This is a genomic window from Halodesulfovibrio marinisediminis DSM 17456 (genome assembly GCF_900129975.1).
In the GTDB taxonomy this organism is placed as follows: domain Bacteria; phylum Desulfobacterota; class Desulfovibrionia; order Desulfovibrionales; family Desulfovibrionaceae; genus Halodesulfovibrio; species Halodesulfovibrio marinisediminis.
Window position 1 is genome coordinate 708,638 of sequence record NZ_FSRG01000005.1, and the last position, 15,348, is coordinate 723,985.

A 15,348-nucleotide genomic window follows, 5' to 3' on the forward strand; every position below is an offset into this window, starting at 1 on the left:
TTACTTACTGTTATCCGAGGTTATGGTTGGAATGATAATTCGAGTGGCAACCCTGTCTCCTTCGTTAATACCTGAGAGAATTTCAGTATTGTTTTCTCCCATCACTCCAAATTTTGGTGAAACAGGTTTTGCTTTGCCATCAGCGTCAACTATATAAACGTGTTTTTTGTCATTAACCCATTTGATTGCTTCGTTGGGAATGACGAGCACTCCATCGATTTCTTTCGTTATGATGGAGCACTGTGTAGTCATTTCAGGTCGTAACTGGAGGGCTGTTTGTGGTGAGAGTGGAACAAGAGCCTGATAGTACACAATGTTATCCTGTATCACAGCTTCTGGATATATTTTGGAAACCATGCCTCGGAAGATAACATTCGGGTATGCGTCGACCGTGAAATTAACCGGCATCCCACTGGTAACAGTTCCTACATCTGTCTCGTCAACATAGATCAGCATTTCAAGACGGGTGGGGTCGAGGATGGTAATGAGGTTTGCTACTTCTAATCCTGTAACTACAGTTTCACCTTCCTGTATGGCGACTTGACTGACAAGGCCGGTGATTGGGGCGTAGATTTCCGTATAGCTGATTTGAATGCTGGCGTTCTCAAGATCGGCCTGTGCAGCAACAACGGCTTCTACTGCATTGATCAGGTCTTTTATGTAGTTTTCTTCTACAAGTCTGAGGGCTTCTTTGTCTGCTTTCGCTTGTGTCGCTGCAACAACATAGTTCTGATAGGCTTCATCCAGTGCGGCTTGCTCCATAACTCCGGTTGCAACAAGTTCGGTGTTGCGTTGCCAAGTTAGGTACGTGAAGCGGCGCTTTGCGAGGGAACCATCGAGGGTTGCCTGTGCCTGCTCTAATTTAATGGGGTATGTTTTATTGACGTTTGTTAGGTCTGCTTGTGCTTGCCTTAACGCTGCTTCTTTAGACTGGTATTCAGTACGTTGTTCTCTATCGTCGATTTTGGCTATGAGTACGCCTTTTTTAACTTTGTCTCCCACACGCACGAGCATTCGTTCAATAACACCTGTGGCGCGAGTGCCTGTTTTTACAATGGCACCGACTTGGGGCTTGATAATGCCGGTGGATTTGAGTTGAACAGATACGCTGCCCCGTGTTGCTGGGGCGGTCTGTAACACACGGACTGTAGTGCCAGTCTCTCGGACAACAAAGAACCATACTGCTACGACGGCGAGTAGCAGAATGATGAGCACAGCTGGAATAATGGTTGTCCGTTTACCCATTTACGTGTGTCCTTTTGCAAGTAGTGACAATGTTAACTGTACTCTATATTTGCCTGTGATAGCTATTCAAAGGGGTAAAACAGGGGAATAATCATGCGCTCGCGTTTCGGGGGGAAGGCATAAAAAAAGACCACTGCATCCGTAGTGGTCTTTTATGGGCGTAATAGCGGTGATGCTAAAACAGATTGGTTGCGTATGCTGCATTTAGCAGTGAGGCATATTTACTGTCGTAACGTTTTTCATCCTTTTGAAGGGAAGCGGCAGCTTCAGCAGGCGATATTGCCTTTGCATAATTACGGTCTGTAATCATGGCGCTGAATGAATCTGCAACAGCAGTAAGTCTGCCGAACCAACCAATATCATCACCTTTGAGTTTGTTAGGGTACCCTGACCCATCCAACCGCTCATGATGCTGCATAATTGCCTGCACCATTTCGTCGAAAGCAAATCCGAGTTTGTGTACTACTTTTCCGCCTTGCAGGGCGTGCTCGATGATTTTCGCTCGTTCATCACGTTTCAACGGCTCTGTTTTAGCTAGAATAAAGGAAGGTACTTTTGACATTCCAATATCATGTAATAGCAGTGCCAGTGTCGCTTTGTCCAAATCTCTGCGTTTGAAATCCTTACGGGTTTCAAAGAAGAGCCAGAGTCCGGTTATCGCTGTGTTGAGCGAATGCGAACAAAGTGTGTGTTCTCCCATTGCCAAACGACGCATGAAGAGCTTAATGCGGAACTTGTCTTGAGCGAGAAATTCGGTGAAGACCATGACGTCCTTGTATAGTGTTTCAAACACTGGGCGTACAGGCTGGCTCATGAATTCTTCAAGGCGGATGGTTAGCGCCTGAATAATTACTTCAGCAATTTCAGTCTCTTTCAGGTTCTCATCAATAAGTACGAGGTCAAGCTGTTTGACAATGTGCTTAAAGTAAACCGCATGGTCTGCTCGGGCTACAAACAGGCTTCCACTATCGCAAAGCTTGTGGATTTCATCTACCTGTTCATTGGATAGTCTATGGCCTTTACGGCAATAGGTCTCAAGCGTTGCAGACTCATCTTTGTACACAAACAGGTCCAGTGGTGGCCTGTACTTCGGGAAGCTCTCCAGAATAGACTTTGCAATCTGGTAATAGGCCTCTCTAAAGCTTTCGGAAGCAGTGGAATGGGCTGTTGTCATACTTACTTGTGGTAGATTTTTACCAAGTTTGTACCCCTGGCTTGTCCTCCCGGTTTAGGCTGTCCTGCAGTAATAACAATGCGGTCACCAGCATGGAATTCAGGGGATGTTTCAACAAATGTTTCAGCTCGTTGTAGGTGGGCTTCAATAGATTTGTCAACAGGATCGGTTACAACACCCCATGAGAAGTTCAATGCACGGCGAACATTTTCGTTCGGAGTCAGTGCGTGAACAAGCTGATCCGGACGGCGTGCGGACAACAGACGGGCGGATGCGCCACTGTTAGAGTGACATACAAGTGCCTTGGCTTCTACTTTTTCAGCCATGAGACATGCAGAGTATGCAAGGAAGTCTGGAGTGGACTGGTCTTTGCTCGGAGTCATGTCACGGTCTTGCTCAAAGTAGTATTTTTCTGCTTCCTGAGCGATGTTGGTCATGTACTTAACTGTCTCAACAGGGAAGTTGCCCATAGCGGTTTCTTCAGAGAGCATGAGACAGTCAGTGCCGTCGAGTACTGCGTTGGCAACGTCAGTGGTCTCTGCACGGGTAGGAACAGGGTTGTTCACCATGGAGAGAAGCATCTGGGTTGCAACGATTACAGGTTTACCAACTCGGTTACATGCTTCGATAATGCGTTTCTGCATAGCTGGAAGCTGTGGAAGGGGACATTCAACGCCCAGGTCACCACGGGCAACCATGATGATGTCAGTAACTTCGAGGATAGCATCAAGGTTCTGAACAGAAGTCTGGCGTTCGAGTTTTGCAATAATTGGAATGTTTTTCCCGGCCTCAAGGATGATTTTGCGGGCAACTTCAATGTCAGCAGGAGTCTGAACAAAGGAGAGTGCGCACGCATCAACACCGAGACGTAGACCGTCACGCAGGTCTTTTTGGTCTTTTTCAGTCATAGCCGGAAGGTTGATCGGCTTGCCAGGAAGAGCCAGACCTTTACGGGAGGTCAGGAACCCGTCGTTGCGACATTCGATCTCAAATGCGCCAAGATCGAGTTTTTCGGTCACGCGGAACGGAAGTACACCGTCTGCGAGCACGATTTTGTCGCCGAGTTCCAGAGTTTCCATGATCTCAGGAACATCGAACGGGATGAATGGAAGTTGACGCACATGTTCAGAACCGGAAGGGCCAAGTACAAGGCGGTCATATTTCTTCAGCGTATAGCTGTCTTCGCTGAGCTGACCAATACGCATCTTAGGACCGGAAAGGTCCTGAAGAATTGTAATAGGGGTATTGTACTCTGCTTCGAGTTCGCGGATCAGTGCAATAAGACCTTCAAACATGGTCGCATCGCCATGAGAGAAGTTCAGCCTGAAAATCCGTACACCGGCTTCGATAAGTTCTGACAGTTTCTGTCTGGAGTTACTGGCCGGACCAATGGTGGCAATAATTTTAGTTCTCATGGTATCGATATTTTGTGATTTGGAACATATTGTCAAGCGTAATTGACAGGTGAAACCGGTTTTAGTTTGGATGCAACAGGTTACAACTTTACGATGATCCCATTCTTATAATAGTTGGGGTGGTAAAGTGTGGTAAAAGGTGGTAGAGGTTAAATATGTATTTCAGAGGCCGATCCCACCGAAGTCTCGATAATAAAGGCAGGGTGATGCTGCCTACTGCCTTTAGGGACATCCTTCTATCTCGCTCAGAAGGCGGGAATCTTGTCCTTACGACCTATGACAGGTGCGTAATGGGCTACCCATTGCCTGACTGGGAAGAGTTCGAGCAAAAATTCCACCGATTAAAAAATCCATCTCTTAAGTTGCGTCATTTTCGAAGACTCGTTATTGGCGGAGCCGAAGAAGTTGTTGTGGACAAGCAAGGGCGTATCCGAATACCTGCTGACCACGTGGTATATGGTGGGCTTCAGAAAGATATAGTGATTGTCGGACAGGGAAATAAGTTTGAGATTTGGGATAAGACCAGATTCGAAGATCTGATGACACTTAACTTTGATGATGTGGCCGACGAATTAACAGAAAGCGGGATTGATTTCCCGATTTAGGAATAAGGTGAAGTAATGAATTCCGAACAGGATAGCGCACAAAACCGGCAAGAATGGGACGATCATGTCTCTGTATTGCTGAACGAAGTGATCGACTATCTCGACCCTAAGCCGGGTGGCTATTACTTAGATGGCACCCTTGGTCTTGCAGGGCATAGCGAAGCTTTGTTGAAAAAAGCAGAAGGTAAAGCGCATCTGCTCGGTATCGATAGGGACCTTGAAACACTTGAGCGCGCACGTAAGCGTCTTGAGCCGTTTGGAGATCACGTTGTAACCGCCCATGCCAGATTCAGTGAATTTGAAATGGTTATGCGCGATGCAGGTTGGGATGAGTTAGATGGAGCGCTGATTGATATCGGTGTTTCTTCTATGCAAATTGATCAGCCTGAGCGCGGTTTCAGCTTCAGGGTTGAAGGGCCGCTTGATATGCGAATGGATCCTTCCGGTGGAATGGCTCCGGCCAGTACCATTGTAAACAAGGCCTCCTACGAAAAATTAAAATTTATTATCGGCCGGTATGGTGAAGATCCGATGTGCGGACGTATTGCAAAGGCAATTATTGAAGCACGTTCCGTTTCTCCAATCGAGACAACAACACAGTTGGCTTCCATTGTAGAGAAAGCATATCCGGCAAAATGGCGTGCCAAGTCCAGAAACCATCCTGCAACGCGTACTTTTCAGGGGCTGCGTATGGTGGTGAACAGCGAATTAGAAGAGCTTGAAGCATTTTTGAAACGCATTCTGGATCATCTGCGTCCTGGTGGACGACTTGCAGTAATCACCTTCCACTCTTTGGAAGACCGTATGGTGAAGCGCATGTTCAAGGAAGAATCTGCTGGATGTATTTGTCCAAAACAGATTCCTGTGTGCATTTGCAACCATAAACCGAATATTAAGTTGATTACTAGAAAACCGGTTACTGCAACTGCTGAAGAACTGAAGGTAAATCCACGTTCTTCCAGCGCGAAACTGCGTGTGGTTGAAAAACTGTAGCGGGAAGCCGATGGCAAAAAAAGTTGATGTATGGATTCTTTCTTTGATCCTTTCCGGAGTGGTCACGTTAGCTCTGTGTCTTACCACAGTGTGGTTGAACATTGAGCAGGTGAATATGGGGTATGCCCTGAAAGAACTTCAGGTAAGCGTTAATAAAAAGAAAGCTCATACAGCAAGGCTTCAGCTTGAACGAGATAACTTACTTTCGCCTTACAGGCTGAAGAAAGAAGCCGCACGGCTCGGAATGCAGGCTGCTCAGGTCGGACAGATAAGGCGAATGCCAGATAAACCTATAAAGGATTGATGGAGTGACCGTGGCCAAGGCAACGCGAACTAGATCACATTCCCGATCAAAAAGAACCGCCTCGGTGAACAGGGATTCTGCTTTACAAAAGTGGGATTGGAGCCGTGTGCGGTTTTTGTGCGTTGCTGCGCTTATTGCAGTCGTATGGTGCTCTTTGTGGGCACGTGCATACTGTTTGCAAGTTGTGGATACTCAGAATCTAAGTGGCAGAGCGCTTCGTCAACATCTTACATCGGAATTGGTGACAGGCCGTCGAGGAAAGATTCTTGACAGGGATAACAGGGTATTGGCATCTACCCTTGCCATTAAATCTGTTTTTGTACGCCCGTACGAAGTAGAGAGTCCGTATACTGTATCTGTGCGTCTTGCCAAAATTCTTGGAGTAGATCCTAAGTATATTCGCAAGAAAATTAAAAAAGGTCGGAATTTTGTTTGGATAAAACGCAAAATTGACGACAGAACAGCCACTGCAATTAAGAAACAAGGTTTGAAGGGCGTTTACCTTCAGACTGAATTTGGTCGAATCTATCCGAACAAGATGCTGGGCGGTAATTTGCTTGGTTATGTCGGCGTAGACGAAAAAGGTTTGGCTGGTATTGAATATGCGTTTAACAAAACGCTTACAGGATCATCTTCTAAGTTTGTTGTGCAGCGCGATGCTGCGGGACGCAGACTCTTTTTACAGGGAGCTGAGGAAACCACGCCGCTTCAGGGTGATGACATAGCTCTGACCATTGATTCAGAAGTTCAATTCTTTGCTGAACAGGCTGTGCAGTATGCAGTGAATAAATATGATGCCCGATGGGGTGGTGCCATGGTGGTAGATGTTGCCAGTGGTGACATTCTTGCATGGGCACAGGCTCCGATGTTTAACCCGAACGTATATGGGCAGTACTCATCCAGCCAGCGTCGGGATCGGATTGCGCAGGATGCCTTTGAAATGGGATCCACAATAAAACCATTTCTTATGGCTGCGGCGCTTGAAGAACATATTACCAAGCCGGATACGTTGTACTTCTGTGAAAACGGTAAATGGAAACTCCATAATGTGCGTATTCGCGATACGAAAAAGTTACAGTGGATTACAGCAAAAAAGGTGCTGACGTATTCCAGTAACATCGGTACCGCAAAAATAGGACTCGAACTTGGTGCGACCAAGTATCGTGATTATCTTGTCCGGTTAGGATTTGGCAAGAAAGCGGCACTACCTTTGGCTGGGCAGTCTTCTGGTATCTTACGTCCGTTGAATAGGTGGACGCAGGTTGATCTTGCAAACGCGGCATTTGGACAGGGCTTTGCTTCAACAATGCCGCAGTTGGCAGAAGCCTATCTTGCCCTTGCTAACGGTGGAGTGCGAAAACCGTTACGCTTGGTGAAGAATTTTCCATTAAATGAAAATGTGCTGAAAGAAAATTCCCAACGAGTTTTTTCAGAAGAAACTGCTTATACAGTATTAAAGATGATGCAGGATGTAGTGGATTCCGGCACGGGTAAAAGTGCTGCTATTTCCGGCGTTTCTATTGGAGGTAAAACCGGCACAGCGCAAAAAGCATCGCGCAGTGGCGGGTATGGCAGGAAGTATACAGCATCATTTGTCGGGCTGGTACCTGCATTAAATCCAAGGTTCATCACGCTTGTTGTGGTTGATGAACCGGCTAAAAACTATTACGGGAGCAAGGTTGCTGCACCGGCGTTTAAAGAAATCGCGATGCGCTACATGGCTCTTAATGGCACCTTACCTGACTTTGAAAAGTCCCGCTTGCTTGCAACCGCAACTCCGTCAACGCTGATTCCAAAATACGGTGAACGGCGCTTCGGTGTTGGTGACAAACCACAGATTGCAGGCAAGTCTATTCCGGATTTACGGGGCAAGTCTATACGCTTCGCAATGGAAGTATATGCACGTCAGGGTATTATCCCGTCTGTAAAAGGTAGCGGTGCTTTTGTTAAAAAACAAAAACCGGCAGCGGGCGCAAAGTGGCCTGTCGGTGGGAAACAGCAATATACTCTCTGGCTATCGGAGCAATCATAATATGGCGCAGACTATACCTATGGAACAGCTGGAGCAGCAAGTAGCAACCGGTTTGCTAACGCTGCATATCGATTCCCGCAAAGTGAAGCAGGGAGACGTGTTTATCGCGCTTCCGGGAGCCTCCGTTGATGGCGGAAAATTTATTGGAAATGCCATTGAGAATGGCGCAGCATATATTGTGTGCCGCGAAGAAAATATTCCGGCAGACGCAACAGACGCTGTGTTTGTCGTGACAGAAAATCCAAAAGAAACTCTTGGCAAGTTAGCTTCTGCCCGTTTCGGTACAGCTAATCTTAATCTGAAATTGGTGGGAGTTACTGGTACAAACGGCAAAACCACTGTAACCAGTATTCTGGAGTTTCTTTTTGCTCAGGCGGGGCGCAAGACTGGTGTTATCGGCACGGTTGCATACCGTTGGCCGGGTACAGAAATTGTTGCCAGCATGACAACACCGGATTGCCTGAAGCTGCATTCTTTGCTTTCCCGCATGGAAGCGGCCGGTGTAGAAAATGCTTTTATGGAAGTTTCATCTCATGCGCTAGATCAGAACCGTTCCGCTGGTATCCGTTTTGCTGGTGGTGTGCTCACAAACGTGACACAGGATCACCTTGATTATCATGGTGATATGGAAAGCTACTATGAAGCAAAGAAAAAGCTTTTTACCTCGGTTCCAGATGACGGAAAGCTTGGCGTAGTAAATCTTGATGATGCCTATGGTAAACGTCTGTTGCCTGAACTTGCTAACGGTATCGGCTTTACTTTGACTAATGTTGAAATTGAAGGGTGCCGCATTCTTCGTGGTGAGGTTATTGAATCAACCGTAGATGGTCTTAAGCTCCATATGACCTTTGAAGGTCAGGAGTGGGATATTGTTTCCCCTATGGTGGGTACACATAACGCGTCTAACCTGCTTGCGGCTATGGCTGTAGGTCTCGGTATGGGACTCATGCCGGATCAGATGCAGTGTCTTTCCGGATACAACGGGGTTTGCGGACGTCTTGAACGTATTCCAACCGATAAAGGCATTTATGCTTTTGTTGACTACGCGCATACCCCTGACGCGCTGGTAAACGTTCTTTCTGCTCTGCGCAAAACAGGGTTTGAACGTATTATCACTGTGTTCGGTTGCGGTGGTGACCGTGACCGTACCAAGCGTCCTCTTATGGGCGAGGCAGTAGCAAAAGGGGCTGATGTGGCGGTGCTTACTTCTGATAATCCGCGTACTGAAAATCCTAATGCTATTCTTGAAGATGTGAAGCCGGGTCTTGCTGACTGTAAAGAAGTGCATGTTGAGGTGGATCGTAAAAAAGCTCTCGAGCTTGCAGTATCCATTGCAAATCCTGGTGATTGTATTCTCGTAGCCGGTAAAGGCCACGAAGATTATCAGGTAATCGGCACAAAGAAAGTCTCATTCAGCGATCAGGCAATTCTTAAGGAGTTGCTCTAGTGAAGTTAACGCTCGAACAAATTCAGAGTGCGATGGGTGCTGTGGGATTTCTCGGTGATGCGGAATCTACCGTGCCTGTTGGCGTACAGACTGATAGCCGTGTTCTGAAGCGCGGTGAACTGTTCTTCTGTATTTCAGGCGAGCGCTTCGATGGTCATAACTTCGCAAAGGCGGCTCTGGAGCGTGGTGCATGCGGTATTGTGGCAGAACGTCCTCCTTTCTCTATGGATGAGATGATGGGGATGGAATGTCAGGATGGTGGTGTGCCGCTTTTGATGGTTCAGGATTGTGTTGTAGCTCTTGGCAGACTGGCTGCGTACCATCGTCTGCTTACCAAAGCGGTTGTTACCGGAATTACAGGAACTGCTGGAAAAACAACTGTAAAGGAACTGCTTGCAGAAGTTCTTTCTGTTCGCGGAGAGACAGCTAGAAACCATCTTAATTTAAACAACCAGATCGGATTGCCGGTTTCAATGCTCGGTGCCTCCGGTGATGAAAAATATTGGGTTATGGAAGCAGGTATCAGCCAGCCTAACGATATGGATGAGCTTGGTGCGATTTTGCGACCAGACCTCGGCATTATTTTGAACGTGGGTGAAGGTCACACAGAAGGACTGGGTGACAAGGGTGTAGCCCACTACAAATCTCAGCTTTTGAAATATATTCAACAGGGTGGTGTAGGACTTGTTTCTGCTGACTATCCAGAACTTTCAAAAGCTTGTGCTAAAAAGTTTGATGAAATGCGGTATTTCAGCATCAAAGACCCTGAATGTGCATATTATGCAGAATACAGCGGGCCTGTATCTGAAGTTCAGGGTAAATACCGTGTAAATCTCTGTGGCAAAGAGTTCGAAGTGACTGCTCCGTTCAGGGGAGCATTTGCAGCCGAAAACGTAATAGCTGTGGCTGCCGCTGCAGATATTATCGGACTTACGTCTAAAGAAATTATTCAGGGATTTGCGCAGGCAACATTGCCGGAAAAACGGTTTAATTGTTCTCAGCGCGGTAACTGGCTTGTTATAGACGATTGTTATAATTCGAATCCGCTATCTTGTGTCCGTGCGCTGGAAACAGCGGCAGAGCTGGCAGAAGATAAGCCGCTTGTTCTGGTGTTGGGTGAAATGTTGGAACTGGGGGAGCAGGCTTACGAGGCGCATAAAGATCTTGGCAAAAAGATTACTGAATCTAAAGCCGATGTTGTGTGCTGGATTGGCAAAAACCGCGATGCGGTGAAAGAAGGTCTTGATGAGACTAACTTTACCGGGGAATTCCACTGTGTGGAAACGCCGCAGCAATTTCTTAACCTGTGCAGAACGCTTTGTGTAGACGATGGAGCCATTCTATTTAAGGGCTCTCGTGGTAATAAGCTCGAGCGTTTTGTTTCTGTGTTCTGTGACAATTGTTGTCCAAACAGAACAACGGGGATAACTGGTGCTTTATAATCTGCTTTACCCGCTCAGTTCAGATCTGAGCTTTTTGAATGTATTTAAATACATTTCATTTAGAACCGTCGGGGCGTTGCTTACTGCCCTTATTCTTTCAATTGCTTTAGGTCCATATTTTATCAACTGGTTAAAAAAGATCAAATGCGGACAGTACATTCAGTCAGAGGTGGCCTGTCATACCAGTAAAGCTGGTACGCCAACCATGGGCGGTATTTTGATCGCGTTTTCTCTTATCGTAAGTACGCTGTTATGGTGTGATTTAAGTAACCCGTATGTCTGGCTTACCCTGCTGGTTTATGTAGGTTTTGGTTTGGTCGGATTTCTGGATGACTTTACAAAGTTGCGCCGTAAAGAGAATCAGGGTTTGTCTGCCCGTGCAAAGTTCCTGTGGCAGATAGTGATCTCGGGAATAGCATTGTACCTGCTGGTACAGCTTCCGGCGTACTCCACTGAGTTGTATGTTCCGCTCTTTAAAAACGTAAGTCCGGATCTTGGACTTTTTTATATTCCGTTTGCCATGCTGGTTATTATCGGCACGTCAAACGGTGTGAACCTGACAGACGGTATGGACGGTCTTGCTATTGTTCCGGCTGTTGTTACCGCACTTGTGTACGGGGTCTTCGTGTATATTGCCGGTCACGCTGCCTTGTCGCAGTATTTGCAAGTTGCAGGTGTACCAGGTGTTGGTGAAATTACCGTATTCTGTGGTGCGCTAGTTGGTGCTGGACTTGGCTTCTTGTGGTTCAACGCGTATCCGGCTCAAGTGTTTATGGGTGATGTCGGTTCACTTTCTATTGGTGGCACGCTTGGTTTTATTTCCGTGCTGTGCAAGCAGGAGCTGATGATGGTCATTGTCGGTGGTCTGTTTGTTGTAGAGACTTTATCTGTAATTTTACAGGTGGGTTCCTACAAGCTTCGGAGAAAAAGAATATTTAAGATGGCCCCAATCCACCACCACTTTGAAATAAGTGGTATTCCGGAATCCAAAGTCATTATTCGCTTCTGGATTATTTCAATCCTGCTGGGCGTAATGGCTCTCAGCGTTCTGAAACTGCGTTAAGGAGTTACTCGTGGAATATCGACCACAGGTAGTTACACCGGGGTGCAAAGCCGTAGTAGTCGGCACTGGCCGTTCTGGTCAGGCTGCCGCACGGTTGTTGCATTCACTTGGTGCTTCTGTACGCATTGTGAATATGAATGAGGAGTCCGTTCCGGAATCCTTCCGTAAAATTATTGCCGAATGCGGATTTGAGACCGCATTCGGCCCTCATACTGCAGAACAGTTTGCCGGTGCAGATGTCGTCGTGCCAAGCCCGGGCGTTCCCATGCTCAAGCTTGCTTCGTTTATTCCTGATCAGGCTGTCGTTTTGGCGGAAGTGGAACTTGCATGGTCATGTATTCCTCATATCCCCGCTATCGCTGTAACAGGGACAAATGGTAAAACAACCACTGTCCGCCTTTGCGATGCGATGCTGCGTAAAGCCGGAAAGCGTGTTTTTCTGGGTGGTAACATAGGGACACCGCTTAGCGAATTTGTTCTCGAAAAGCAGGAAGCAGATGTGCTTGTGCTGGAAGTATCCAGTTTCCAGCTACAGACGTGTCGTCAATTTCGTCCGACTGTCGGTGTGTTGCTCAACGTAACTGAAGATCATCTCGATTATCATGAGGACATGCAGGAATACATTGATGCCAAGCTGAAGCTCTTTGCCAATATGGAACAGGGCGACATGGCCGTGTTGGGTGAAGAAGCACAACAGCTCACAGCTTCCAGCAACAGCGCAGGCCTGCAGCGTGCAGAGCAGCATGTGTTTTCTGACACCGGACGGTTTACAGAAGCGCCTTTAAAAGGCTTGCATAATCGGTTGAATATGGAAGCTGCCTATGCAGCAACTTCCCGATTTGGTGTTACTTTCGAGAATGCCCTTGATGCTGTTGAAGACTTTTCTACTGCACCGCATACGTTGGAGACTGTTGCTCAAGGTCGCGGGGTTGTTTTTGTGAACGATTCAAAAGCTACAACTGTTGATTCCGTTCGTGCAGCACTGGAAAGCTTTGCAGAACCCGTATTGCTTCTTGCCGGTGGTCATTACAAAGGCGGTGACTTAGCTTCCCTTAATGAGCTGTTGAAAAAACACGTTCGAGCTGTAGGCCTTTATGGTGACAGTCGTACGGTTTTTGAAGCTGCATGGAATGACGTTGTTGATCTTGAGTGGCATGAATCTATGGAAGATGCTGCGCGATCATTGATGAGTAAAGCACATGACGGAGATGTGATGCTGCTTTCTCCGGCCACTTCCAGTTTTGACCAGTATGCGAACTACAAAGCACGCGGTGATGATTTTAGACGCATTGCCAGTCTGCTTAGCGAACAATAGATAATCGCCGGAATATTCCGGCTAGGTGTGGAGTCATTACATGGCTGATAAGCGACAAGACACAACTATTTCAATAGACTGGATTATGCTGATTGCGGTCCTGTGTGTTCTTGCGTTCGGGCTGATAATGGTTCTGAGTTCCAGCGGCATTATGGCAGAGCGTAACTTTGGTAGTAAGTACCACTTTTTCCAGAGGCAACTTATGTTTGCCGGCATTGGTCTTATTGCTATGGGAGTTAGCGTGCTGCTCCCGAAGCGTCTGATTTACCAACTGCATTATCCTTTGCTCGGTGTATCAATATGCGCCCTGCTTATTACCCTTTCTCCGCTTGGAGTTAAAGTAAACGGGGCAAGCCGTTGGATAAGTATCGGACCATTTTCGGTTCAACCGATGGAATTCGCGAAGATTTCTCTGGTGCTGTATTTGTCATACTTTTTCAGTACGAAGCAGGAATTAGTTAAAACGTTTTCAAAAGGTGTTATCCCGCCGTTTTTTATAACTGCTCTTCTTTGCGGCCTCTTGTTGGGGCAGCCTGACTTTGGTGGTGCGGCTGTGTTGGCAGCATTGCTCTTTTTCATGTGCTGGTATGGCGGTACCCGCCCATTATACCTCGGAGGTTCCGGTCTGCTGGCTCTCGGCGCCGGATATCTGTTGATTGTACAGTCGCCGTATCGCTTCAGACGCCTTCTTGCATTTCTTGACCCGTTCAAGGATGCAGACAGCATCAGTTATCAGCTGGTACAGTCTTTGTACGCGTTCGGTTCTGGTGGCTTCAGCGGGCAGGGACTTGGAGCAGGGAAGCAGAAGTTGTTTTATCTGCCGGAAGCTCACAACGATTTTATTATGGCCGTTGTTGGTGAAGAACTCGGATTTTTGGGAATGTCCCTCTTTTTCGTGTTGATGGGAATGGTGCTCTTCAGAGCATTTGCCATTTCGTATAAGCAGGCAGAGCTTCGGGATAAGTTTATTACCTTTGGATTGGCTCTTATTATCTCCCTTGGCGCTGTGTTGAACCTTGCTGTAGTTATGGGTGCTGCACCTCCTAAAGGAATTGCCATGCCATTTATGAGCTATGGCGGCAGTAATCTTATTGCAATGATGCTCTGCACTGGTTTGTTACTGAATTTTTCCCGCTCGCAAGAAGAGCGCGAGGGTAGGGGTAGAAAATGAAACGAGTAGTGTTAACTACTGGTGGTACAGGCGGACATGTATTTCCCGCTTTGGCCGTTGCGGAAGAAATCCGCAGGCGTTTTCCGGATGCTGAATTTTTGTTTATTGGTGGTCAGTACGGTCCGGAGCGCGTTTTGGTTGAAAAAGCAGGTATTCCTTTTGTAGGGTTGCCTGTGCGCGGGGTGCTTGGTCGCGGTATAAAAGCCATTGGCGCATTGTTCGGGCTTGGAGTCTCCGCTCTCAAAGCTATGCGTATTATTCGCACATTTAATCCAGAGCTAGTCATCGGCTTTGGTGGCTATGCTGCAGTTGCCGGTTGTGTCGGCGGCAAACTGTGCGGTATTCCGGTTTCGATTCATGAACAGAACTCTGTTCCGGGGTTAACAAACAAAATGCTGAGTAAAATTGCTGAGCGCATTTTTATTTCTTTGCCGGATGAACAGGAAACTTTCGAACCGGACTATACTGTGTTGACTGGCAATCCTGTACGGGCAGCGATTGCTGATATTCGTAAGGTTACAAAAAAACTAGACATAGAAGCTCCATCCGTTCTCATTTGTGGTGGAAGTCTTGGTGCAAAAGCTGTAAATAGTGCAGTTGTCGATATGTTGCCGACCTTGAAGAAGCTGGGCTGCGTTATTCACCACCAAACTGGCAAAGCAGATTTGGAACGGGTTCAGGCGGCATATGCTGAGGCGGGAATAAAAAACTGCATTGTTGAGCCTTTTGTGGAAGACATGGCTGCGGCGTATGCAGCAGCGGATCTTGTTATTTGCCGTGCAGGTGCAACAACTATTGCAGAATTGACAGTTGCCGGTAAGCCTGCGTTGTTTATTCCTTTTCCTTATGCAACGCATAACCATCAGGTGCACAATGCCCGTTATTTGGAAACACAAGGTGCAGCCGTGGTGGTGGAAGAGTGTGAGCTTGCTCAAAAAGATATGAATTCCATAGTGACTGAGTTACTTACAAACGACGAAAAACTTCAGTCCATGAGTAAGGCAGCAAAAAAACTTGGTAGACCCGAAGCCGCAGCAAGTGTGGTGAGTGGTGTTATGGATCTGCTGCCTAAAGCCCCTCTTGAATCTCTGGTTCAACCTTATAAGGATGAGCCCGAAAACAATGAAGCAACGGATTAGAAT

General features: G+C 47.0%; 13 protein-coding genes. 10 read left to right on the top strand and 3 right to left on the bottom strand.

Translation table 11 applies throughout. The annotated features are described in order from the left end of the window. The 3 genes from BUR09_RS11065 to pyk form a co-directional block, all read right to left on the bottom strand. Window positions 1–1,245: an efflux RND transporter periplasmic adaptor subunit gene (locus BUR09_RS11065; RefSeq protein ID WP_074216989.1), complete on the bottom strand. Its 1,245-nt coding sequence runs from the start codon at window positions 1,243–1,245 to the stop codon at window positions 1–3. A gap of 175 nt (window positions 1,246–1,420) precedes the next feature. Continuing rightward, complete coding sequence (locus tag BUR09_RS11070) at window positions 1,421–2,419, bottom strand: HD-GYP domain-containing protein (protein WP_074216990.1); 999 nt, start codon at window positions 2,417–2,419, stop codon at window positions 1,421–1,423. 2 nt (window positions 2,420–2,421) lie between these two features. Next, entirely contained in the window at window positions 2,422–3,834 is a 1,413-nt protein-coding gene (gene pyk / locus BUR09_RS11075) for a pyruvate kinase (protein ID WP_074216991.1), read from the bottom strand. A 155-nt stretch (window positions 3,835–3,989) separates the two neighbouring features. Here pyk and mraZ point away from each other — a divergent pair, with 155 nt between their 5' ends. The 10 genes from mraZ (at window position 3,990) to murG (ending at window position 15,345) form a co-directional block, all read left to right on the top strand. Then, window positions 3,990–4,439, top strand: a complete 450-nt coding sequence (mraZ, locus tag BUR09_RS11080) for a division/cell wall cluster transcriptional repressor MraZ (RefSeq protein ID WP_074216992.1) — start codon at window positions 3,990–3,992, stop codon at window positions 4,437–4,439. A gap of 15 nt (window positions 4,440–4,454) precedes the next feature. Continuing rightward, complete coding sequence (gene rsmH / locus BUR09_RS11085; RefSeq protein WP_074216993.1) at window positions 4,455–5,432, top strand: 16S rRNA (cytosine(1402)-N(4))-methyltransferase RsmH; 978 nt, start codon at window positions 4,455–4,457, stop codon at window positions 5,430–5,432. A 10-nt stretch (window positions 5,433–5,442) separates the two neighbouring features. Continuing rightward, window positions 5,443–5,736 carry a hypothetical protein gene (locus tag BUR09_RS11090; RefSeq protein ID WP_074216994.1) on the top strand — a complete coding sequence of 98 codons (294 nt, stop codon included), beginning with the start codon at window positions 5,443–5,445 and terminating at the stop codon, window positions 5,734–5,736. A gap of 106 nt (window positions 5,737–5,842) precedes the next feature. Next, the gene (locus tag BUR09_RS11095; RefSeq protein WP_074216995.1) at window positions 5,843–7,768 is read left to right on the top strand and encodes a penicillin-binding transpeptidase domain-containing protein; all 1,926 of its coding nucleotides are present in this window, start codon (window positions 5,843–5,845) and stop codon (window positions 7,766–7,768) included. Window position 7,769: 1 nt separating this feature from the next. Further along, window positions 7,770–9,215 (top strand): UDP-N-acetylmuramoyl-L-alanyl-D-glutamate--2,6-diaminopimelate ligase, encoded by a 1,446-nt coding sequence (locus BUR09_RS11100; protein WP_074216996.1) that lies wholly within the window; start codon window positions 7,770–7,772, stop codon window positions 9,213–9,215. Then, a complete protein-coding gene (locus BUR09_RS11105; RefSeq protein WP_074216997.1) occupies window positions 9,215–10,657 on the top strand; it encodes a UDP-N-acetylmuramoyl-tripeptide--D-alanyl-D-alanine ligase in 1,443 nt (480 codons plus the stop codon). Before BUR09_RS11100 ends, BUR09_RS11105 begins: the two co-directional genes overlap by 1 nt. Further along, a complete protein-coding gene (gene mraY, locus BUR09_RS11110) occupies window positions 10,647–11,720 on the top strand; it encodes a phospho-N-acetylmuramoyl-pentapeptide-transferase (protein WP_074216998.1) in 1,074 nt (357 codons plus the stop codon). Before BUR09_RS11105 ends, mraY begins: the two co-directional genes overlap by 11 nt. 10 nt (window positions 11,721–11,730) lie before the next feature. After that, the gene (gene murD, locus BUR09_RS11115; protein ID WP_074216999.1) at window positions 11,731–13,035 is read left to right on the top strand and encodes a UDP-N-acetylmuramoyl-L-alanine--D-glutamate ligase; all 1,305 of its coding nucleotides are present in this window, start codon (window positions 11,731–11,733) and stop codon (window positions 13,033–13,035) included. Window positions 13,036–13,075: 40 nt separating this feature from the next. Then, on the top strand, window positions 13,076–14,206 hold the full coding sequence (gene ftsW / locus BUR09_RS11120) for a putative lipid II flippase FtsW (RefSeq protein ID WP_074217000.1): 1,131 nt from the start codon (window positions 13,076–13,078) through the stop codon (window positions 14,204–14,206). Then, on the top strand, window positions 14,203–15,345 hold the full coding sequence (murG, locus tag BUR09_RS11125; RefSeq protein ID WP_074217001.1) for an undecaprenyldiphospho-muramoylpentapeptide beta-N-acetylglucosaminyltransferase: 1,143 nt from the start codon (window positions 14,203–14,205) through the stop codon (window positions 15,343–15,345). Before ftsW ends, murG begins: the two co-directional genes overlap by 4 nt. Window positions 15,346–15,348 lie beyond the last annotated feature (3 nt).

What these genes read in the sequence shown, in the direction of transcription:
- BUR09_RS11065 (WP_074216989.1), bottom strand. Translation starts at nt 1,245, where the DNA reads ATGGGTAAACGGACAACCATTATTCCAGCTGTGCTCATCATTCTGCTA.
- BUR09_RS11070 (WP_074216990.1), bottom strand. Translation starts at nt 2,419, where the DNA reads ATGACAACAGCCCATTCCACTGCTTCCGAAAGCTTTAGAGAGGCCTAT.
- pyk (WP_074216991.1), bottom strand. Translation starts at nt 3,834, where the DNA reads ATGAGAACTAAAATTATTGCCACCATTGGTCCGGCCAGTAACTCCAGA.
- mraZ (WP_074216992.1), top strand. Translation starts at nt 3,990, where the DNA reads ATGTATTTCAGAGGCCGATCCCACCGAAGTCTCGATAATAAAGGCAGG.
- rsmH (WP_074216993.1), top strand. Translation starts at nt 4,455, where the DNA reads ATGAATTCCGAACAGGATAGCGCACAAAACCGGCAAGAATGGGACGAT.
- BUR09_RS11090 (WP_074216994.1), top strand. Translation starts at nt 5,443, where the DNA reads ATGGCAAAAAAAGTTGATGTATGGATTCTTTCTTTGATCCTTTCCGGA.
- BUR09_RS11100 (WP_074216996.1), top strand. Translation starts at nt 7,770, where the DNA reads ATGGCGCAGACTATACCTATGGAACAGCTGGAGCAGCAAGTAGCAACC.
- ftsW (WP_074217000.1), top strand. Translation starts at nt 13,076, where the DNA reads ATGGCTGATAAGCGACAAGACACAACTATTTCAATAGACTGGATTATG.
- murG (WP_074217001.1), top strand. Translation starts at nt 14,203, where the DNA reads ATGAAACGAGTAGTGTTAACTACTGGTGGTACAGGCGGACATGTATTT.